The 20,731-nt window shown below is 63.9% G+C and carries 20 protein-coding genes; 11 read left to right on the top strand and 9 right to left on the bottom strand.

Going from position 1 to position 20,731, the window contains the following annotated elements:
• Positions 1-1,395 carry a 3-phosphoshikimate 1-carboxyvinyltransferase gene (gene aroA / locus ACFVTG_RS06820; protein ID WP_284751265.1) on the bottom strand — a complete coding sequence of 465 codons (1,395 nt, stop codon included), beginning with the start codon at positions 1,393-1,395 and terminating at the stop codon, positions 1-3.
• Between the two features lie 6 nt (positions 1,396-1,401).
• Entirely contained in the window at positions 1,402-1,917 is a 516-nt protein-coding gene (locus tag ACFVTG_RS06815; protein WP_284751264.1) for a DoxX family protein, read from the bottom strand.
• Positions 1,918-2,224: 307 nt separating this feature from the next.
• Here ACFVTG_RS06815 and ACFVTG_RS06810 point away from each other — a divergent pair, with 307 nt between their 5' ends.
• Both ACFVTG_RS06810 and rsrA read left to right on the top strand, forming a co-directional pair.
• Positions 2,225-2,974 carry a sigma-70 family RNA polymerase sigma factor gene (locus tag ACFVTG_RS06810; RefSeq protein WP_390279090.1) on the top strand — a complete coding sequence of 250 codons (750 nt, stop codon included), beginning with the start codon at positions 2,225-2,227 and terminating at the stop codon, positions 2,972-2,974.
• Positions 2,971-3,228, top strand: coding sequence for a mycothiol system anti-sigma-R factor (gene rsrA / locus ACFVTG_RS06805; RefSeq protein ID WP_028264789.1), 258 nt, complete (start codon positions 2,971-2,973; stop codon positions 3,226-3,228). The genes ACFVTG_RS06810 and rsrA overlap by 4 nt, the downstream gene beginning before the upstream one ends.
• A gap of 79 nt (positions 3,229-3,307) precedes the next feature.
• Here the strand turns inward: rsrA and ACFVTG_RS06800 are convergent, their stop codons facing one another.
• The 5 genes from ACFVTG_RS06800 to ACFVTG_RS06780 all read right to left on the bottom strand — a co-directional run bounded on the left by ACFVTG_RS06800 (position 3,308) and on the right by ACFVTG_RS06780 (position 9,666).
• The gene (locus tag ACFVTG_RS06800) at positions 3,308-3,382 is read right to left on the bottom strand and encodes a 50S ribosomal protein bL37 (RefSeq protein WP_369299106.1); all 75 of its coding nucleotides are present in this window, start codon (positions 3,380-3,382) and stop codon (positions 3,308-3,310) included.
• A 154-nt stretch (positions 3,383-3,536) separates the two neighbouring features.
• Positions 3,537-4,151: a PadR family transcriptional regulator gene (locus ACFVTG_RS06795; protein ID WP_390279088.1), complete on the bottom strand. Its 615-nt coding sequence runs from the start codon at positions 4,149-4,151 to the stop codon at positions 3,537-3,539.
• The gene (locus ACFVTG_RS06790; RefSeq protein WP_390279086.1) at positions 4,151-4,999 is read right to left on the bottom strand and encodes a DUF4097 domain-containing protein; all 849 of its coding nucleotides are present in this window, start codon (positions 4,997-4,999) and stop codon (positions 4,151-4,153) included. The genes ACFVTG_RS06795 and ACFVTG_RS06790 overlap by 1 nt, the downstream gene beginning before the upstream one ends.
• A gap of 116 nt (positions 5,000-5,115) precedes the next feature.
• A complete protein-coding gene (locus tag ACFVTG_RS06785) occupies positions 5,116-5,715 on the bottom strand; it encodes a GDSL-type esterase/lipase family protein (protein ID WP_284751260.1) in 600 nt (199 codons plus the stop codon).
• Positions 5,716-5,859: 144 nt separating this feature from the next.
• On the bottom strand, positions 5,860-9,666 hold the full coding sequence (locus tag ACFVTG_RS06780) for a multifunctional oxoglutarate decarboxylase/oxoglutarate dehydrogenase thiamine pyrophosphate-binding subunit/dihydrolipoyllysine-residue succinyltransferase subunit (RefSeq protein ID WP_390279084.1): 3,807 nt from the start codon (positions 9,664-9,666) through the stop codon (positions 5,860-5,862).
• Positions 9,667-10,198: 532 nt separating this feature from the next.
• Here ACFVTG_RS06780 and ACFVTG_RS06775 point away from each other — a divergent pair.
• From ACFVTG_RS06775 to ACFVTG_RS06755, 5 genes are all read left to right on the top strand, one after another.
• Positions 10,199-11,680 carry a hemolysin family protein gene (locus ACFVTG_RS06775; RefSeq protein ID WP_390279082.1) on the top strand — a complete coding sequence of 494 codons (1,482 nt, stop codon included), beginning with the start codon at positions 10,199-10,201 and terminating at the stop codon, positions 11,678-11,680.
• The gene (locus ACFVTG_RS06770) at positions 11,677-12,747 is read left to right on the top strand and encodes a hemolysin family protein (protein ID WP_284751257.1); all 1,071 of its coding nucleotides are present in this window, start codon (positions 11,677-11,679) and stop codon (positions 12,745-12,747) included. The genes ACFVTG_RS06775 and ACFVTG_RS06770 overlap by 4 nt, the downstream gene beginning before the upstream one ends.
• A 123-nt stretch (positions 12,748-12,870) precedes the next feature.
• The gene (locus ACFVTG_RS06765; RefSeq protein WP_390279080.1) at positions 12,871-13,833 is read left to right on the top strand and encodes a metal ABC transporter solute-binding protein, Zn/Mn family; all 963 of its coding nucleotides are present in this window, start codon (positions 12,871-12,873) and stop codon (positions 13,831-13,833) included.
• A gap of 121 nt (positions 13,834-13,954) precedes the next feature.
• Positions 13,955-14,788, top strand: a complete 834-nt coding sequence (locus ACFVTG_RS06760) for a metal ABC transporter ATP-binding protein (protein WP_390279078.1) — start codon at positions 13,955-13,957, stop codon at positions 14,786-14,788.
• Complete coding sequence (locus tag ACFVTG_RS06755; protein ID WP_390279076.1) at positions 14,789-15,706, top strand: metal ABC transporter permease; 918 nt, start codon at positions 14,789-14,791, stop codon at positions 15,704-15,706. It abuts the gene before it with no gap.
• Here the strand turns inward: ACFVTG_RS06755 and ACFVTG_RS06750 are convergent.
• The gene (locus ACFVTG_RS06750) at positions 15,703-16,185 is read right to left on the bottom strand and encodes a Fur family transcriptional regulator (protein WP_284751253.1); all 483 of its coding nucleotides are present in this window, start codon (positions 16,183-16,185) and stop codon (positions 15,703-15,705) included. The genes ACFVTG_RS06755 and ACFVTG_RS06750 overlap by 4 nt on opposite strands.
• Before the next feature lie 109 nt (positions 16,186-16,294).
• On the opposite strand from ACFVTG_RS06750, the gene ACFVTG_RS06745 reads away from it, so the two are divergent.
• Entirely contained in the window at positions 16,295-16,951 is a 657-nt protein-coding gene (locus ACFVTG_RS06745) for an MBL fold metallo-hydrolase (RefSeq protein ID WP_390279074.1), read from the top strand.
• A gap of 18 nt (positions 16,952-16,969) precedes the next feature.
• Here ACFVTG_RS06745 and ACFVTG_RS06740 read toward each other — a convergent pair whose 3' ends face one another.
• Positions 16,970-18,058, bottom strand: coding sequence for a PLP-dependent cysteine synthase family protein (locus ACFVTG_RS06740; RefSeq protein WP_390279072.1), 1,089 nt, complete (start codon positions 18,056-18,058; stop codon positions 16,970-16,972).
• 115 nt (positions 18,059-18,173) lie between these two features.
• Here ACFVTG_RS06740 and ACFVTG_RS06735 point away from each other — a divergent pair, with 115 nt between their 5' ends.
• From ACFVTG_RS06735 to ACFVTG_RS06725, 3 genes are all read left to right on the top strand, one after another.
• Positions 18,174-19,028 (top strand): sulfurtransferase, encoded by an 855-nt coding sequence (locus ACFVTG_RS06735; protein WP_284751250.1) that lies wholly within the window; start codon positions 18,174-18,176, stop codon positions 19,026-19,028.
• A 77-nt stretch (positions 19,029-19,105) separates the two neighbouring features.
• Positions 19,106-20,296 (top strand): NAD(P)-dependent alcohol dehydrogenase, encoded by a 1,191-nt coding sequence (locus tag ACFVTG_RS06730; RefSeq protein WP_390279070.1) that lies wholly within the window; start codon positions 19,106-19,108, stop codon positions 20,294-20,296.
• Complete coding sequence (locus tag ACFVTG_RS06725) at positions 20,293-20,721, top strand: HIT family protein (protein ID WP_390279068.1); 429 nt, start codon at positions 20,293-20,295, stop codon at positions 20,719-20,721. The genes ACFVTG_RS06730 and ACFVTG_RS06725 overlap by 4 nt, the downstream gene beginning before the upstream one ends.
• The last annotated feature ends 10 nt before the right edge of the window (positions 20,722-20,731 follow it).

Raw genomic sequence — 20,731 nt, 5'->3', positions numbered from 1 at the left:
TCAGTTGCTTGTCTCCGTTGAAACGGGGTCCGCAGCCGCTGGGCCGGCAGTGAGCATCGATGCCCAGATTTGCGGAAATTCGGGCATGGTCTTGGACGTCGTCGCGATGTCTTCAACCTGGACACCCTCGACGGCGAGCCCCAGGATGGCGCCGGCGGTGGCCATGCGGTGGTCCGCGTAGCTGTGCACGACGCCGGCGTGCAGCGCTGCGGGCCGGATCACCAAGCCGTCGCTGGTTTCCTCGGCGTCGCCGCCGAGCCGGTTGATTTCGGCGACCAGCGCAGCCAGCCTGTCTGTTTCGTGTCCACGCAAATGCGCGATGCCGGTGAGCCGGGAAGGGCCGGTAGCCAGGGCGCACAATGCCGCTACGGTAGGGGCGAGTTCGCTGGTTTCGTCGAAGTCCGCGCCCAGGATCTCGGAACCGCCAGTGACGGTCAGCGTGCCGTTGTCCAGTGTGACAGTGGCACCCATGGTGGCAAGGATGTCCCGCCAGAGATCCCCGACCTGTGTGGTGTTGACCGGCCAGTTGGGGATGCGGACGGTTCCCTTCGTGGCGAGTGCCGCAGCGAGGAAGGGACCCGCGTTGGAGAGATCCTGCTCGATCCTCACGTCGAACGCCTGGATGGTGCCTGGGGAGACGCGCCAATGGTTCGGAACGGAGTCATCCACTTGCACTCCGACGCCGCGCAGGACCGAAACGGTCATGTTGATGTGGTCGAGGCTCGGCACGGGCTTGCCGACGTGCTCCAGGTGAAGGCCCTCTTTGAACCGGGCACCCACGAGCAACAGGGCGGAGACGAACTGCGACGAAGCGCTCGCATCGATCACCAAATGGCCACCGCGGACAGAGCCGGTGCCGGAAACCTTGAACGGCAGGGAGCTCGCCGATTGCCCGTCCAGTGCGCTGACGTCCACTCCGAGTGTCCGGAGCGCTTCGATGATGGTGCCCATGGGACGTTGGCGTGCGTGCGGATCGCCGTCGAACACCGAAGCACCGTTGCGGAGGGCCGCGAGCGGCGGCACAAATCGCATGACCGTGCCAGCCAGGCCGCAGTCGATGGCGGTCTCCGACGCGGCAGCCGCCGGGTCGATGGGGGTGACTTCAAGATCCGGGCCGTACTGACCATCGCCGGGAACCTCGGTGATGGTGGCGCCAAGCTGGCGCAGCGCCTCGACCATCAACGCGGAATCCCGCGAATGCAGGGGTGCCCGCAGCCTGCTTGGGCCGTCGGCCAATGCCGCCAGGACCAGGTAGCGGTTGGTCAGCGACTTCGAACCAGGAACCGTGACCGTGGCATCCACAGGGCGGCTGGCGAAGGGCGCCGGCCACAAGGGGAGTGCGGAGGCTATGGTGCTCCCTGAATCGTCTGTCTGCGTGGCGGGGGTTCCTGGCATGCTTCCTTATGCTCCAACTGCGTTGTTTACGGCCTTGCGGACGGCCCGGTCTGTCTTCTTGATCTGCTTGCCCGTGGCGTTCTTGGCGTCCATGGCGAGGTGTTCGGCGCGCCATGCGAGGCTCGGTTTGCCGGCCGTGTCGACGGCGGCTAGGAGGACGCCGCCGGTCAGGGAAATGTTCTTGAGCAACTGGGCGCGGCGGGCGAGCCGGCCTTCCTTGGTGCTGATGTCGGCAGAACGCCACTCAACAAAGGTGTTCAGGACCGAAATGCCGGCAAGCAGGGTTGCCGAGAACCGTGAACATTTGCCGAGGGCAAGCAAGGCGCCTGCGCCCACCTGCGTGCCGCCGATGACCCGCGCCAGCATCTTCTCGTCCGCCGGGAAAGGCAACGACTCGGACGCGCGGCGGAGCAGCGGGGAGAGCTGCTTGGCAGTGTCATCCGCGTTCTTGAGCTTGTCCAGCCCTGCGACGACAAAACTGGAAGCCAACATTGGCCTGGCGAGAAAACGGACGAGGGACATGTTTTGCCTCCTGGATGGCGTGCCACAGTGTTCAGGTGGTGCTGCGTTCAAGTGGTGCGGTGTTCACGGGGTGCAGTCGGATCTAGTCTTGCATCTTTGCGGAATATTTGCCCGGAGCTTGCCGTTGTCAGAAGAAGGTGCGGTATGGGCTGGACCTCGGATTGTGGCGTGTGTGTTGTGCCGCGCTTTGTCACGTCGTTTGAGCGGAGATGGTTTTTTGGCCTTGGTTAAGGACCGCGAGGGACACTTGGCGCTCGGGCGGGAGCTGCCAGGGGACTCCCCGAGGGTGACAGTAGACTTGGATGCAATGAGCACCATGGATCCGGCCGCAGCGGCCATGTACAAAGCAGCGACGGAAGTCGCGGACGCAACGTCCGACGGCGACGCAACTGTTGAGGCCGGCGTCGAGATTGCGGTGGACTTCGCAAACGAGACTCCCGAACAGCGGAGGGCGCGCTTCGAGCGCGACGCCATGCAGTATGTCGACCAGCTCTATTCGGCTGCCATGCGCATGGCCAGGAATCCGTCCGACGCCGAGGACTTGGTCCAGGAGGCCTACACGAAGGCCTTCTCGGCGTTCCACCAGTACAAGCCGGGTACCAACCTCAAGGCGTGGCTGTACCGCATCCTGACCAACACGTACATCAACCTCTACCGGAAGCGGCAGCGCGAACCGCTCCAGTCCAATTCGGACTCCATCGAAGACTGGCAGCTGGCGCGGGCGGAATCCCATACGTCCACGGGGCTCCGCTCTGCGGAGGCGGAGGCACTGGATCATCTACCGGACTCGGACGTGAAGAGCGCCCTGCAGTCCATTCCGGAGGAATTCCGGCTCGCGGTGTACTTCGCTGACGTCGAAGGCTTCGCATACAAGGAAATATCAGACATCATGAATACCCCGATCGGGACGGTCATGTCCCGGCTTCATCGCGGCAGGAAGATGTTGCGCGATCTGCTGGCGGACTACGCCGCAGAACGGGGAATCAGCGCCGGCGCGGAAGAAAAGGCATTGGCCGTGGGCGCGGCCACAAGCAAAAAACAGGAGAAAAGGAAATGAGCTGCCAAGGATTGGGCGACTGCGACGATGCTCGGATGCAGCGTATCTACGAGTACCTGGACGGTGCGTTGACCCGCGAGGACATCGCAGAGATCAAGGTGCATCTGGAAGACTGCCCGGAGTGCACCGAGCAATACGATCTTGAGTGCGTCATCCGCACCGTGGTCAAGCGCTCCTGTACGGAAGCGGCTCCTGAGAATCTCAAGAACTCGATCCTGGACAGGATCCACGCTATGAAGTCCGTGGACGTCTAAGAGCCTGGAACGGCAAGGGCCCCGGAAACCTGATGGTTTCCGGGGCCCTCCGCATTAAGTCTTACGCTAAGCCGCTGGCTTAGGTGTTGGGACGCTTGCCGTGGTTTGCGCCGCCGCGCTTACGGTCACGACGCTTACGTGCACGCTTGCTCATAGCTGGCCTCCTTAGATTCTTGATACTCAATAAAGCTGCCCTCCAGTCTCCCACATCCGGGGGCCGCCCCGCGAACCGTGCCGGCCGGCCCCGCAGGGAATCCGGACTCAGCCCGGTAGGGAATCCGGACTCAGCCCCGCAGGGAACTGGCGGCTCAGTCCCGAAGGGAATTCCGGATGGAGATCCTGGCCTGGTCCAGGACCGTTCGCACGGTTTCAAGGGCCACCGGAGTCAGGGCCTTCGAGCCGGCGTGCTTTCGCAGCTCGACGCGGATGTCGTCCCGGAAGGACTGGACCATCATCTCGGCTTCCTTCAGGATGCGGTGTCCCTCGGGCGAGTAGCTTCCAGCCCACGACTGGAATTCCGCGGACTTCGCTGTGGCCCGCGCGGCCTCGGCGGTTGCTGCCAGGTCTGCGCGCAAGCCGCGCATATTGCTGCGGATGTCTTCTCGGAGATTATCGGCCAGCCGCCGCACGGAGGCAGAGATGTTGTCCTCGACATCCGCCAGTTCCTGCCGCCGGCTGTTGAGCTCCGCCAGTCCGGCCGCAGTGATGGAGTAGTTGGTGCGGCGCCCGTCGCTGCTGGTAGCTACGAGTCCTTCTTCCTCGAGCTTGCCAAGGCGCGGGTAGATGGTTCCGGCACTGGGCGAGTAGGTCCCGCCGAAGCGTTCGCCGAGGGCCTTGATGAGCTCGTAGCCATGCTTGGGGCCTGATTCCAGGAGTGCCAGCAGGTAGAGCCGGAGGGCTCCGTGGGCAAAGACGGGCGGCATCAGGCTTCCTCTTCTCCGGGGACTGGGTGCGTTGTTCCCGGTGCTGGCGCACTACCGTGGATGATGGATGTCTTTCCGGACACGGAATTGGTACGCGCCACCATGAGCCGTTCATCGGGGCCGACGATGGTCTGGACCCTGCCGCCTGCCTGGGCGTAAAGCTGGTCATCGATCATCACGGTCCCACCGGCCGTTTTGGCCACGATGTCCACGCCCACGTCATGCGGCAAGCGGATGGTGAGGTCGCCTGAAACGGAATTCGCTCCGAAATCCTGGGTAAAGCCGTGGAGGTCGAAGCTGAGGTCGCCGCTGACGGTATTGGCCCGGATGTTCTTGAAACGGCCCGAAGCCGTGACTTCGCCCGAGACGCTCTTGGCGGTCATGACGCCGTCGTGGTTCCGGGCGATGACTTCGCCGCTGACGGTGTTGACGTGAAGATCGCCCCGCGTGCCGTCCGCGAGCACGGACCCGGAAACCGTGTTGAGGCGGATGTGGCCGCTGACGCCCGACACCATGCCGTCGCCGCCCACGGTTCCGGCTTCGATGTCGACGCCGGCAGGCAGCGCGATGCTGATGACGATGGTATTGGTGCTGGTGTTGTTGACGGTCCCCATCAGGTTCCGGAACCAGCCCTGCGGGCCGTGCAACTGGTGGCGGACTTCGAGCCGGCCGTCAATCAGGCTGACGCTCAGTGGATCGCCGCCGATTTCCGAGACTTCGATCCGGGTGATTGCTTCGTCGTGCGTGACGACGTCGAAGCGGCCCTTGACGATCCCCAGCTTGAGTGAGCGGACGCCGTCGACGTCGATGGTCTGCGGACCGGTAACGGTCCAGTTTTCTTCTGACATGACCCCTCCAATGATGCGTCATCGCCAATGCGATATATCGCGTTGATGGATTCACGATATATCGCGATATCGAAGTTGGCAATGGGTCCCGCTTGGAGAGGGGGCTTTTGCCCCGGTTATTCCGGCTGGGCGATCCTCAGCCACTGGAACCAGCCGCGGTGCAACACAAGCCAGGCCATGAGCCCGTAGCCCGCCTGGCCCGGTGTGCCGCCATTCGCTGCGAGGTCCGTGCGCCATTGTTCGTGGTTGAGCAACGGCGAGAACGTGTCGACGTATTGGTGGTTGCGGCGGGTGGTGACGTCCGCAAATGCTGCGTTCAGTTCGGCGATCCTGCGGTTCTTGGCCGGGTCCAGCGTGGGTGGCGGACCGACGACGAACACTTCGATGTTGCTTTGGGACGCCCCGTCCAGGATATTGGCCAGATTGAGGCGGCTGCGTGCTGTGGAGACGCCGAATTCGATGTCGCGGCCGGACAAGCCGATCACGAGGCGGTTTTCGTGGACGTTGCTGAAGCGCCTCCCGGCTTCGTCGAGCCAGCGCCCCGCAAGGCCTTCTGTGCCCTCCATGGGGCAGGGAAGGGAGTAGCTCTCCACAAGAACGGAGTCCTGGGGAGTTCGCGCAAGAACCCGTCCGAGCCAGCCCAAAGCCCTGGGGTCACCGAGCCCGGCGAGTAGTTCATCACCAACAGCTGCGATGCGCAGCTTCCTGTCTTCCACAGTTACCTCTTCACCAAACGTTGCGGTCCTTGCACTGTGCCCGGCCGGGCGGCTTGATCACCGGACACTTGTTCCATTAAACAGAATTGCCCGGCTGGAAGCGGGTATTGAACCTCCAGCCGGGCAGCCTTCTTATATTAGGGCCTACTTGCGTTCGAATGCCTGCTTGAGCAACGTGGCCTGCTCGGCGCTGTGGCGCTTCATGGAACCGGCTGCCGTCGAAGCCGATGCCGGACGCGAAACGAGCCGGACCTTGCGGTCCAGTGCCTGCGGCAGGTTCAAACCGATGAACGGCCACGGACCCTGGTTGGCCGGTTCGTCCTGCGCCCAGACGATGTCGGCGTTCGGGTACTTGGCCAGTTCCGCCTCGATCTGGGCCTGGGGCAGCGGGTACAGCTGCTCCAGTCGGATGATTGCCGTCGAGGTGTCGCCGGTCTTCTGGCGGTTCGACAGAAGATCGTAGTAGAGACGGCCGGAAACCAGGATCACGCGGTCAACGCTCTGGGCCTGGAGGGGCTCGTGTTCGCCGATGACCGGCTTGAAGCCGCCCGTGGTGAAGTCCTCCACCGCGGAGGCTGCACCCTTGAGGCGCAAAAGCTGCTTCGGGGTGAAGATGATGAGCGGCTTGCGGGGACGGCTGTAGGCCTGACGGCGCAACAGGTGGAAGTGCGAGGCGGCGGTGGTGGGGTTCGCCACGATCATGTTGTCCTCGGCGCAAAGCTGCAGGAAGCGCTCGATGCGTGCGGACGAGTGGTCCGGTCCCTGGCCTTCGTAGCCGTGGGGCAGCATGAGCACGAGCGAGGAGCGCTGGCCCCACTTCTGCTCGGCCGAGGAGATGAATTCGTCGATGATGGTCTGCGCACCGTTGACGAAGTCACCGAACTGGGCTTCCCACAACACCAAGGCGTCCGGGCGTTCCACGGAGTAGCCGTATTCGAAGCCCATGGCTGCATATTCGGACAACAAGGAATCGTAGATCCACAGCTTGGCCTGCTTCTCGCTCAGGTTGCCCAGCGGCATCCATTCGCTGCCGTTGGCGCGGTCGTGGATGACGGCGTGACGCTGCACGAAAGTGCCACGGCGGGAGTCCTGGCCGGCAAGGCGGACGGGTACGCCCTCCATGACGAGGGAACCAAAGGCCGCGATCTCGCCGAAGCCCCAGTCGATGCCGCCTTCGCGGGACATCTGCTCGCGCTTCTCAAGGAGTTGCTTGAGCTTGGAGTGGACCGTGAAGCCTTCCGGAATATCGAGGTGCGCCTGGCCGATCCGCTGGAGCATTTCGGCTGAAATGGCGGTGGTGGCGGGCGCGTTGGTACCGAAGTCCGCCTGCTGGGCGATGGGGCGCTCGATGTCCGAAACCGCGGCGGAGTCCGCCGTGATGATCGGGATGGGCGAAGTCTGCGCGGCGTGGGTCTCCGCGAAGACGCGTTCGAGGCGTTCCTGGTAGTCGCGCAGCAACTGCTCGGCTTCGTCCTCGGTGATGTCGCCACGGCCGATGAGGGATTCCGTGTAGAGCTTGCGGACGGAGCGCTTGGCTTCGATCAGGTTGTACATGAGTGGCTGCGTCATCGAGGGGTCGTCGCCCTCGTTGTGTCCACGGCGGCGGTAGCACACCATGTCCACAATGACGTCCTTGTGGAAGCGCTGGCGGAACTCGTAGGCCAACTGGGCGATGCGCACCACGGCCTCGGGGTCGTCGCCGTTCACATGGAAGATCGGCGCCTGGATCATCTTGGCCACGTCGGTGGAGTACGTCGAAGAACGCGATGACGACGGTGCGGTGGTGAAACCGACCTGGTTGTTCACGATGATGTGGATGGTTCCACCGGTACGGTAACCGCGCAGCTGGGACAAGTTGAGCGTTTCCGCCACAACGCCCTGGCCGGCAAAGGCGGCATCGCCGTGAACCATGATGGGCAAAACGGGGAACGCCTCGCCCTGGTCCAGCCGGTCCTGCTTGGCCCGGACAATGCCTTCAAGCACGGAGTCCACCGCTTCAAGGTGGGACGGGTTGGCCGCGAGGTAGACCTTGGTCTCGTTGCCGTTGTCCGAGGTGAACGTGCCCTCGGTACCGAGGTGGTACTTGACGTCGCCCGAGCCCTGCACGGAGCGCGGGTCCTGGGTGCCTTCGAACTCGCGGAACACCTGGGCGTACGTCTTGCCCGCGATGTTGGTGAGCACGTTGAGGCGGCCTCGGTGTGCCATGCCGATCGCGACTTCGTCGAGTCCGTCGTCGGCGGCGTCCGAAATGATGGTGTCCAGCAGCGGAATCAGGGATTCCCCGCCTTCGAGGGAGAATCGCTTCTGGCCCACGAACTTGGTCTGCAGGAAGGTTTCGAAAGCCTCTGCCGCGTTGAGCTTGGACACGATGCGCAGCTGTTCTTCGCGGCTCGGCTTGGAGTACGGGTGCTCCACCTGGTCCTGGAACCACTTGCGTTCTTCAGGCTCCTGGATGTGCATGTACTCAATGCCCGTGGTGCGGCAGTAGGCGTCGCGGAGAACGCCCAGGATGTCGCGGAACTTGAGCATCGGCTTGCCGCCGAAGCCGCCGGTGGGCCACTCGCGGTCCAGGTCCCACAGCGTGAGGCCGTAGGTCAGGACGTCAAGGTCCGGGTGCTTGCGCTGGACATATTCGAGTGGGTTCGTGTCTGCCATGAGGTGGCCGCGGACCCGGTAGGAGTGGATCAACTGCTGGATGCGGGCGACCTTGTTGATCTCGTCGGCCGGGTCCACCTGGAGGTCGGGGCTCCAACGGACGGGCTCGTAGGGAATGCGCAGCGCTTCGAAGATTTCGTCGTAGAAGTTCTGGGCACCAAGGAGGAGCTGGTGGACGAGCTTGAGGAACTCGCCGCTTCCGGCGCCTTGGATGACGCGGTGGTCGTACGTGGACGTCAGCGTGAGGATCTTGCTGATGGCGTTCTGGGCGATGATTTTCTCGCTCGCGCCTTGCCATTCAGCCGGGTAGTCGAGGGCTCCGACGCCGATGATGGCGGCCTGGCCCTTCGAAAGCCGGGGCACGGAGTGCACGGTACCGATGCCACCCGGGTTTGTGAGGGAGACGGTGGTGCCCGCGTGGTCGTCCGCCGTGAGCTTGCCGTTGCGCGCGCGCTTGATGAGGTCTTCGTAGGTGTGCCAGAACTCCGCGAAGTTCATGGTCTCGGCCTTCTTGATGTTGGGAACCATCAGGAGGCGCGTGCCATCGGGCTTGGGCATGTCAATGGCGATGCCGAAGTTGACGTGTGCGGGCTGCACGGCAACGGGCTTGCCATCTACTTCGTCGTAGTAGACGTTCATCGACGGGAACTGGGACAGGGCGCGAACCACTGCGTAGCCGATGAGGTGGGTGAAGGAGACCTTGCCGCCACGGGCGCGGGCAAGGTTGGAATTGATGACAACGCGGTTGTCGATCAGGAGTTTGGCGGGAACGGCCCTGACGCTCGTGGCGGTAGGAACCTCGAGGCTCAGGACCATGTTGGAAGCGATGGCCTTGGCCGGGCCACGGAGGACGGAGACGACGTCCTCTTCCGGCGGGGTGGGAGCCTTGGTGCTCTTGGGAAGCTGTGCCGGGATCGGCTGGGACTGGCTGCCGTCGGATGGCTTCTGAGCGCCGTCCTTGGCGACAGTGGCCGGAGCCTTCTTGACCGGTGCCGCAGGTGCGGCCGGAGCCGGTGCCGCAGGGGCAGCTGCCGGGGCAACCGCGGGCGCAACCGGCGTCATTGCCGTTGCCGCGGCCTGTGCCACGAGGGGAAGTTCGCGAGTGGGAGGGTTTGCAGGGGCTGCGGACGTTCCGTTGGAGGAAGTGCCGTCAGCGGTGTCGAAGGACTCGAAAAGCGGCCACCACTTGGCGTCGACCGAATTCTTGTCCTGCTGGTACCGCTCGTACAGTTCGTCAACGAGCCACTCGTTTCCGCCAAATTCCTCGGGTAGACGGTGGCTTGGCTGCTCTGGCACTTGAAATACGCCTCTTCCATGAGTGTTGATTTCCAGCTGGCCCGGGGAACTGCAAGGGGTGCAAAGGCGAGCCAGGGTCTGGGTCCCGCGAACTCAGACCCTAGCCAGTCTAGTGACGAGCGGAGGCTATCTGCCAATAGTGGTGACCTAAATCATGCCAATCGCGATATGGCCCGGCCTTTACGTCCTGGGAGGGGTCTTCTTCCACGGGTTTTTCCTACCGTTTGACGCGTCGGGAACCGTGCCCCTGCCGGTGAAGTCGTGCGCCGGCCGGACTGTAGACTTGAATTCTTATGGACAGTAATTCTAGGTGCCGGCCTGGGAGCTGCAGGGGAAGCCGTTCGGCAATCTCCGCGCAACGCACCCGCAGAGCCGGCAATGCCCGTACACATGCCCATCGCACCCCGGAGCTCTTGGCCGGCCGGTCGGCGGATCATTCATCCGCTGCGTCCGACCAACCCCCGCCGGGTCAACAAGCCTTTAGCCCTCCTGGTGCCCTGCTCCAGCCGTCCGCGCTATCCGGCGGCCTCTAATGGAGTGGCTTTTCCTTCTCGCCGGCATACTCCTGATTCTGGGCACCGGCTTCTTTGTCGCCGTCGAGTTCTCGCTCGTGGCACTCGACCAGTCAACCGTCCAAAGAGCGGTCGACGGCGGCGACCACGCCGCCGCTGCGTTGCTCAAATGCCTCAAATCCCTTTCCACCCAGCTCTCAAGCTGCCAATTGGGGATCACCCTCACTACCCTGCTGACCGGTTTCGTCATGGAGCCGTCCGTTGGCTCCCTATTGCACGGACCGCTGCTCTGGGCCGGGCTGCCTGAGGCTGCTGCGCAGTCCTTGTCGCTCGTCCTGGCCATGACGTTCGCCACCGCCTTGTCGATGCTGATCGGCGAACTCGTCCCCAAGAACATGGCCCTGGCATTGGCATTCCCGCTGGGCCGGGCGCTGGCCCGCCCGCAACTGCTGTTCACGGCCGTGTTCAAGCCCGCAATCGTTGTGCTCAATGGCTTCTCGAACAAGATGCTCAACCTCGTGGGACTCGAGGCCAAGGAAGAGATCTCCGGTGCCCGCTCGCCTTCTGAACTAGCCTCCCTGGTGCGCCGTTCGGCAGAGCTGGGAACCCTCGACGCCGGGACGGCCAACTTTGTTGCCCGGACCCTGAACTTCTCGGCGCGTACGGCGGCCGATGTCATGACCCCGCGCATCCGCATGGAAACCATCGATGCCGACCAACCGGTATCGGACATCATCGAAGCGGCCCGGCGGACCGGGTATTCGCGCTTCCCGGTCATTGGCGAATCGGCCGATGACATCCGGGGCGTGGTGCACATCAAGAAAGCCGTGTCCGTTCCGTCCGAACGCAGGAGCCGGCTCGAGGCCGGAGCCATCATGTCCGAGGTCCTGAGCGTTCCCGAGACCATCCACCTTGACGCCCTGCTCCTGGAACTCCGCGAGGGCAACCTGCAACTCGCCGTCGTGCTCGATGAGTACGGAGGAACCGCGGGAATCGCCACGCTTGAGGACTTGGTGGAGGAAATCGTCGGCGAAGTGGCGGATGAACACGACAGAGTCCGGCCCGGATTGCTCCAGAGCGCCTCGGGGGACTGGTATTTCCCCGGACTATTGCGTCCGGACGAGGTCAGCGAACAGATCCCGGGCCTCACGGTCCCCGACGACCCCGCCTACGAAACCGTGGGTGGCTACGTCATGAGCCAACTGGGACGGATCGCGACGGTCGGCGACGTCGTCGAGGCGGGCGGCGGCACGCTGGCCGTCACCCGGATGGACGGCCGCCGGATCGACCGCATTTGTTTCCACCCCACGGCGCCCGACACCAACGATGACGGCGACGACGGTGACGGCACCGGCGAAAATGGCACAGCGGAAAGTGATTCGGGCGGATGGCAAAGCAGGAAGCAAGCCGGCAAGCGGCTGGGTAGGGGCTCCGGCGGTTCGGCAGGCGATGCCGTTGGCAACCCCGTAGCCAAAACCAACCGCAAGGGACGTGCCGCATGAGCGACTGGGTAGGAATCCTGTGGCTCGTGGCGCTGTTGATCGGCAATGCCTTCTTTGTCGGCGCCGAGTTTGCCGTGATGTCCGCGCGCCGCAGCCAGATAGAGCCTTTGGCCCAAGGCGGTTCCAAGCGCGCGCAGACCACCCTGTATGCGATGGAGCACGTCTCGCTGATGCTGGCGTGCGCCCAGCTTGGCATTACCGTGTGTTCCTTGCTGATTCTCCTTGTGGCCGAACCTGCCATCCACCATTTGCTGGGGGCGCCGCTGGAGTCCGTGGGCATCCCTGTTGAATTGGCAGACGTCATCGCTTTTGCGGTTGCCTTGCTGGCGGTCACGTTTCTGCATGTGACCTTTGGCGAGATGGTCCCCAAGAACATCTCGGTTTCCGTGGCGGACAAGGCCGCCTTGCTGCTGGCGCCGCCGTTGGTTCACATCGCCCGTTTCGTGAAACCAGTTATCTGGACGCTGAACTGGTTGGCCAACCGCATTCTGCGCCTGATGAAGATCGAGCCGAAGGACGAGGTGACCTCCTCCTTCACGCTTGAAGAGGTGCAATCGATCGTCCAGGAATCGACCCGCCACGGGTTGGTGGATGACGACGCCGGCCTGCTGAGCGGCGCGCTCGAATTTTCCGAGCACACCGCGGCTCACATCATGGTGCCGCTCGACAAGCTCGTGATGCTCAAGCCCGGGTCCACGCCGCGCGAACTGGAGAAAGCGGTCAGCCGTACCGGTTTCTCCCGTTTCCCGGTGTTGGACGACGACGGCGAGCTGACAGGCTACCTGCACATCAAGGACGTGCTCTCGATCCCCGAAGAAGGACGCCGCTATCCGATTGCGGAAAGCCGGATCCGGTCCCTCGTGAACCTCGCACCCGAGGACGAGATTGAAGATGCCATGTCCGTGATGCAACGGACCGGCTCGCACCTGGGCAGGGTTGTGGGGACGGGCGGCGCGACTCTCGGTGTGTTGTTCCTGGAAGACGTGATCGAGCAGCTTGTGGGTGAAATCCGTGACGCCACCCAGGCCAGGGGAATCCGACGGCTGGGCGGAACCGAGTCGGCGTAACCTCTTGCTGGCCCCGAGGGGGCCAGCAAGTCCCTCAGATTTTCTAAATAGGAATCATTCCCATTTGTGGGTACACTCATTTGAGTCCCTGTTGTGTTTGATTCGGTAGATCCGAGGTTTCCCGTGCGTCGTACAGCCGCCCGACTTTCCCTTGCCACCCGCCTTTCGCTTGCCGCTTCCGCCGGCCTAGCCGTCCTGCTTTCCGCATGCGCGGCACCCGCCGCGACTGCGCCGTCGTCGTCCTCCGGAGTGATCGATGTGGTGGCCTCCACCAGCGTGTACGGCGACATCGCCAAGAGCGTCGGCGGTGACAAAGTGTCTGTCACTTCCATCATCAGCAAGACCAGCCAGGATCCGCACTCCTACGAGGCAAGCACCCAGGACAAGCTGGCCGTCTCCAAGGCCCAACTGGTGATCGACAATGGTGCGGGCTACGACGACTTCTTCAGCAAGCTGGCCGATGACAGCAAGGTGGCGGCGGACAAAACCGTCACCGCGGTCAATGTTTCCGGGCTCCTTCCCACGGCGACGGCCGGCGCATCTCCCGCAGCGGTGCCGGAAGGGTTCAACGAGCATGTCTGGTACAACTTCGACGCGATGGCGAAAGTGGCCGATGCTGTCGCTGCGAAGCTCGGAAGCCTGAACCCCGCCGATGCCAAGGCCTTTACCGCCAACGCTGACAAGTTCAAGTCCTCGCTGACCGGACTCAGCGCCAAAGTCGCTGAAATCAAGTCATCCAAGGGTTCCGCTCCGGTCGCCATCACCGAGCCCGTCCCGGGCTACTTGCTTCAAGCCGCCGGCTTGGAGAACAAGACGCCTGAGGAATTCAGCCACGCCATTGAGGTCGGCTCGGACGTTCCGCCGGCAGCGGTCAAGGAAACGAGCGATCTGATTTCCTCGAAGTCCGTTCGCTTCCTCGCGTACAACGAGCAGACCGCCAGCGCCGAGACGGAAAAGCTGAAGGCCGCAGCAACTGCTGCCGGTGTTCCGGTGGTCGGTTTCACCGAGACACTTCCCGAGGGCAAGGACTACGTTGCCTGGATGACGGACAATGTGAGCCACGTTGCTGCTGCCCTGAACAAGTAGACGGCGCCGACAAGTTAAGAACAGACGGGCCCCGCAATCGTCCTAAGATGTACAGGGCGGCTGCGGGGCCCTCTCTGTTCATCCAAGTGCAGGCCACCAGCAACATAGCTTCGCGAACCCCATGGATCGAGGAATCTTTTTGACACCGGTAGTGAGCCTTCGCGGCGCGGGCCTCCAGTTCGGCCAACGGGCCCTCTGGAAGGACCTCGACGTGGACATCCAGGCGGGTGAGTTCTTCGCTGTGCTCGGTCCCAACGGCAGCGGCAAGACGAGCTTCCTCAAGGTCCTGCTCGGCTTGCAGCAGCTTCACTCGGGGACGGCGACTGTGGCGGGACACCCCGTGGAGCGTGGCAGCCGGAAGATCGGCTACATACCGCAGCAGAAGTCCTTTGCTCCGGATACGCCCTTGCGTGCCAGGGACTTGGTTGCCCTGGGCGTCGACGGCCACCGCTGGGGCCTGCGGATCAAGGCCAAAGCCGTCAATGAGCGTGTCGACGCCCTCCTGGATTTAGTGGGGGCGAGTGATTACGCCCGCGTGCCTCTTGGTCAATTGTCCGGCGGAGAGCAACAGCGGCTCCGTGTTGCGCAAGCCCTTGCCGCCGAGCCTGAACTCCTGCTCTGTGACGAACCGCTGCTGTCCTTGGACCTGCATCACCAGCAGGCCGTGAGTGCCCTCATCAACCAGCAATGCCATGAGCGGAACAGCGCCGTGGTTTTCGTGACCCATGAGATCAACCCGGTCATCGACTACGTGGACCGCGTCCTCTACCTTGCCGGCGGCAGGTTCCGGGTGGGAACACCGGAGGAGGTCATGACCACCGAGGTTCTCTCCGAGCTGTACAACAGCCGCGTTGAGGTCATCCGCGCGAACGGCAGGATCGTCGTCGTCGGACTCCCGGACGCCACTACCCACTACCACGATGACGCCCACGCCGGTGTGGAAGAAGGCCACTAAATGGATCTCGGCAGCATCCTGCACACCATCTTCAACTTTGAAAACTACGGCGAACTGCTGGCGCTGGTCCAGAATTCCATCTTGGCCGGTGCGGTCCTTGGCCTGCTCGGCGGGCTCATAGGCACCTTTGTCATGAAGCGGGACCTCGCTTTCGCGGTGCACGGGATTTCGGAGTTGTCCTTCGCCGGCGCCTCCTTCGCCCTGCTCATCGGGGCGGACATCATTTTCGGTTCGCTCGCGGGATCCGTCGCGGCTGCGCTGCTTCTGGGACTCATGGGCGTCCGGGCGCGGGACAAGAACTCGATCATCGGCGTCATCATGCCGTTCGGGCTAGGCCTAGGCATCTTGTTCCTTGCCCTATACCAGGGCCGGGCGGCCAACAAGTTCGGGCTTCTGACCGGCCAGATCGTTTCGGTGGACACCGTCCAGCTCCAGGTCCTGGCAGGCACGGCCGTGGTGGTCATGCTCGCCCTGGCCGCGATATGGCGCCCGCTCAGCTTCGCCAGCGTGGATCCCGAGATGGCGGAAGCCAGGGGAGTGCCTGTCCGCGGTTTGGCAATTGCCTTCATGGTGTTGCTCGGAGTGAGCGTTGCCTTGTCCATCCAGATAGTCGGCGCGCTTCTGGTGCTGGCCCTGCTGATCACGCCCGCGGCTGCTGCCCTGCGGGTGACCACTTCGCCGCGGCTCGTGGTCTTGTTGAGCGTGGTCTTTGCGATCACCGCGACTGTAGGCGGCATTCTCCTGGCGCTCGGCAGCAGGATTCCCATCAGCCCGTATGTCACCACGTTGTCGTTCCTGATTTATGTGGTGTGCCGGATCATCGGCAACGTACGCGCCAAACGCGGAATCAACGGCAGGGTAGTCCGTCCCCACGCTGCCATGGGCCAGGCAGTGGAAGACCAGCCGGTAGCCGGCTAGAGCAAGCCCGCAGCCTTCTTGGCAGTGCACTCAGGGCACAGCCCGAAAATCTCCACCGTGTGCGCCACTTCGGTGTAGCCGTTCTCGGCAGCCACGCGGGCCGCCCACGTCTCTACTGCCGGAGCTTCCACTTCAACGGCCTTGCCGCAATTGCGGCACAGCAAATGGTGGTGGTGGCCCGTGACCGCACAGCGGCGGTAGACGGCTTCACCATCGGCATTTCGAAGGACATCGATCAGGCCGTCGTCGGCAAGCGACTGAAGAATGCGGTAAGCCGTGGCCAGGGACACCGAGACGCCCTGGTTCTGGAGCAGCCGGTACAGTTCCTGGGTGCTCACGAAGTCATCCAGTTCGTCCAGGGCGGCGCTGACGGCCAGCCGCTGCTTGGTGACGCGCTGCTCTTTGACGGCGGGATCCTTGGCGGCCGGAAGCGGCTCGGCTGAGGGCCCGGACGTGGCGGCATTGGCGCCCTGTGACATTCGTGGACTCATTTCGATGTGGATGTTCGCAAACACCAACGTTACCAGCCGGCCACGCTTGGACGCCGGTTCGTGGACACCATCGGAGGCCCGCCCCTAGGCTGGCTCCATGAAGCTCACCAAGTTCACCCACGCTTGTGTCCGTCTGCAAAAGGATGACCAGGTCCTCGTGATTGATCCCGGGACATTTTCGGAGTCCGAGGAAGCCCTTGCGGGCGCCCATGCCGTGCTGATCACCCACGAGCACGCCGACCACGTGGACGCCGACGCCGTCGTTGGTGCCCTCAAGGGAAACCCCGGACTGCAGGTGCACGCGCCCTCGGGGCTCGCTTCCCAGCTGGCCGCGAAGGCGGGCGACGACGGCGGGCGGGTACACGCCGTCGAACCCGGCACGTCCTTTGAAGCCGGTGGCTTCGCGATCCGTTCCTTCGGAGGGCAGCACGCCCTCATCCACCCGCAGATTCCGGTAGTGGCTAACATTGGCTACCTCGTCGACGAAAACGTCTTCCACCCCGGGGACTCGTTCGTTGTGCCTGACGGCATTGATGTGCAAACCCTGCTGGTGCCCATTCACGCGCCTTGGTCAAAGGTGGGCGAAGTGGTTGACTTCGTGATCGCGGTCCGCGCACCCAAGGCCTACCCGGTCCACGATGGCCTGCTCAACGAACTCGGACGCGGATTGGTGGAAGGCCACGTAACCCGGATCGGCGCGAAGTACGGGACCAGCTATGCAAGGCTGTCGCCGCGCGAATCGGTGGAGGTCTAGCTCACTCCGCTGCGCCGCCTACATGCTGCTTGGCCACGTGCCCGTCTCGAAGAAGTCGGCTAGGACAGCCTCATACGGTGCAGGATCCAGGCCACGCTCGGCGATCCAGTCCGGGTTGTAGTAGCTCCCCGTGTAGCGATCACCGGCGTCGCACATAAGTGACACAACGCTGCCGCGCTTTCCCTGGGCCACCATCTCGCCGATTAGTTGGCAAACACCCCACAGGTTGGTTCCCGTGGAGGGCCCGGCGTGGAGCCCTGCCAGCCGGCGCAGGTGCCGCATGGCAGCCACCGAGGCGGCATCGGGAACCTGGATCATGGTGTCGATGACGGCCGGGACAAAGCTGGGCTCCATGCGCGGCCGCCCGATGCCTTCGATCCTGGATGGCATGCCCGTGGAGTAGTCCGATACGCCGTCGCGCCAGCCGGGATAAAACGCGGAATTTTCCGGATCGACCACGGCCAGCCGGGTTGAGTGGCAGTGGTACCGCAGGTACCGGCCGATGGTGGCGCTGGTTCCCCCGGTGCCGGCGCCCACCACGATCCACTCGGGCACCGGATGCTCCTCAAGCGCGAGCTGCTCGAAGATCGATTCCGCGATGTTGTTGTTGCCCCGCCAGTCGGTGGCGCGCTCAGCAAAAGTGAATTGGTCCATGTAGTAGCCGCCGGACGTCCGGGCAACCTCCTCGGCCATCGCGTAGACCTCCGAGGCGTGGTCTACGAGGAGGCAGGCGCCACCGAACTCTTCGATGAGCGCGATCTTTTCGGGGCTCGTGGTCCGGGTCATCACGGCAATGAACGGAAGCCCGATCAGCCTGGCGAAATATGCCTCGGACACCGCTGTGCTCCCGCTGGAAGCCTCCACGATGGTGGTCCCTTCCGTGATCCATCCATTGACCAGGCCGTAGAGGAAGAGCGAGCGGGCCAAGCGATGCTTGAGGCTGCCCGAGCGGTGGGTGGACTCGTCCTTGAGGTAAAGCTGGACACCCCAATGCTCGGGGAGCGGCACCGCGTAGAGGTGCGTGTCCGCCGATCGGTTGTTCTCGGCCTCGATGCGTCGGATTGCCTCGCTGGCCCATGCCCGGTCCTGGTTGCGTAGAGTGCTCACCGATCCAGCCTACCGGCGGAGGCTGCCGCCCAAGGATAGGCTGGTAGCCGGTCGGCAGCTGCATGGCGGCAGCTTCGAAATGGTTTGGTAGACGCAGCAAAACGAAGGAGATTTGATGGCCACCCTCATTGACGTAGCCGCGCTCAAGGACCGCGTGGATGCGGGCAAGCGGACCGTGTTGCTCGACGTCCGGTGGGTGTTGGGCGATCCGCACGGTCATTCGCACTTCCGCCAAGCCCACATTCCCGGGGCAGTCTACGTGGACTTGCATAACGAGCTCGCCGATCCCACGGCCGAGGGCCAAGGCAGGCACCCGTTGCCCCCGACCGCTGCGTTGCAGCGGAGTGCCCGCGCCTGGGGGATCAACGACGGCGACACTGTTGTTGCGTACGACGACAGCGGCAGCACCGCCGCGGCGCGGTTGTGGTGGCTGCTCCGCGACGCCGGTTTCCATTCCGTCTTCCTGCTCGACGGCGGATTGGGTGCCTGGCGCGCTGCCGGCTACCCGCTGGCGCAGGACGAACAACCGCCGGTTCCGGGCGACGTCGTGCTTGGACACGGCCACATGGATGCCATCAGCATGGAGGATGCGGCTGATTGGCACAGCAGGGGAATCCTTCTCGATGCCCGGGCGGGGGAGCGCTACCGCGGCGAATTCGAACCCATTGATCCCCGCGCGGGACACATACCGGGCGCGCTGAGCGCCCCCACCAGCGGAAACCTCGGACCGGACGGCACATTCCTCCGCGCAGCGCAGCTCCGCAACAGATTCGCTGCCCTGGGCATCGACGAGGGCAGCAAGGTAGCGGTCTACTGTGGCTCGGGGGTAACGGCAGCCCACGAAATCGCCGCCCTCGAAATCGCGGGATTCAGGGCAGCCCTGTTCCCGGGCTCGTTTTCGCAATGGTCCTCGCTCGACGCCAACCCGGTCGCCACCGGCGCAGCGCCGCTGGGTACTCCGGGCCACTGAGACTTGGCCGCGGTGCAGCTGGCTGGCGTCACGGGGCAGAGTGGCAAAAAATCAGCCCGCGGGGGTAGCGTCGAGGCATGACTCCCGGACGCCCCGTTCCTCCGCCCCTTGGCAAGCCGCTCGTCGTGAGTGACGAGACAGCGGACCCCACCCCTGCCACGCCATCAACACGCGTGGCCGCGCAGTGCACTCCGACACTCGCGGCCGCATACGGCGCCACTTCTGCGGACAGCGGGCTTGTCCCGCTGACGGTGGCCCGCCGCGTTCCCAAGGAAGACGACGTCGAGATCGAGATCGATTTCTGCGGCCTCTGCCACTCCGATGTCCACGCGACACGGGGCGAATGGGGGACCCAGAACTATCCGCTCGTCCCGGGCCACGAAATCGTGGGCCGGGTCCGCAGGGTGGGCTCCGCCGTCGACGACTTCGCGCCCGGAGACCTCGTGGGAGTCGGTTGCTTGGTGGATTCCTGCCGCGAGTGCGATAGCTGCCTCGAAGGCCTCGAGCAGTACTGCGAACGCGGAAACGTCGGCACCTATGGGGTGAAAGACGCCCGGAACGGCGGCGCCATCACCCAAGGCGGTTATTCGACGTCGGTGGTGGTTGACCGCCGCTTCGTGTTGCGCGTGCCCGAGGGCCTTGACCCGGCCGCGGCGGCGCCCTTGCTGTGCGCGGGCATCACAACCTACTCGCCGCTTCGCTACTTCGACGTCGAGGAGGGGGACGTTGTGGGCGTCGTCGGACTTGGCGGACTCGGCCACATGGCGGTCAAGATCGCGAAGGCCATGGGGGCGCAGGTGGTGGTCTTCACCACCTCGGATGCCAAGGTCGAGGCGGCAATAGAGCTCGGTGCGGACGACGTGATCCTCTCGAAGGACCCCGAAGCCATGGAAGGCGCCGACCGCACTATCGACGTCATTATCGACACCGTCGCGGCGCCCCATGACCTGAACCCGTACTTCCGGACCTTGCGGCTGAACGGCGCCCTCTTCCAATTGGGACTACCTCCCACCGCCATGCCTCCGGTCAGTCCCGGGGTGCTGATCCGACGCCGGCTCTCCTACGCGGGCTCGTTGATCGGCGGCATTGCCGAGACCCAGGAAATGCTGGACTTCTGTGCCGAGCACGGCGTAGTCAGCGATGTGGAAGTCGTCACTGCCCGGCAACTCAACGAAGCCTACGACCGCATGGTTGCCGGCGACGTAAAATACCGATTCGTCCTCGATACCAAGACCCTTCAGCCCGCTTCGGAAAAGGCAGACGTATGAGCACCCTGTTTACCAAGATCATCAACGGCGAGATCCCCGGACGCTTTGTCTGGAAGGACGACGACGTGGTGGCCTTCCTGACCATCGCCCCGCTTACCGACGGCCACACGCTCGTGGTGCCGCGCGAAGAGGTGGACCGCTGGACCGACGTCCCTCCCGAGCTCCTCAACAAAGTCATGTCGGTCGCGCAGACAATCGGCAAGGCACAAGTGGAGGCGTTTGGCGCACCACGGGCGGGACTGTCCGTGGTGGGCTTCGAAGTGGAGCACTTCCACGTCCACGTCTTCCCGGCAACGTCCTTGGCCGACTTCGACTTCGGAACCGTAGAGCACAACCCGGACCCTGCCCGGCTCGACGCGAACGCGGCGAAACTCCGCGCCGGCCTCGTCGCCGCCGGACACGGAGAGTTCGTTCCGGCGGACTGAGGTTTGCTCC

Origin of the sequence: Arthrobacter sp. NPDC058127 (assembly GCF_042884555.1) — a bacterium.
Lineage (GTDB): Bacteria > Actinomycetota > Actinomycetes > Actinomycetales > Micrococcaceae > Arthrobacter.
This window is presented reverse-complemented; position numbering and strand designations above follow the sequence as displayed.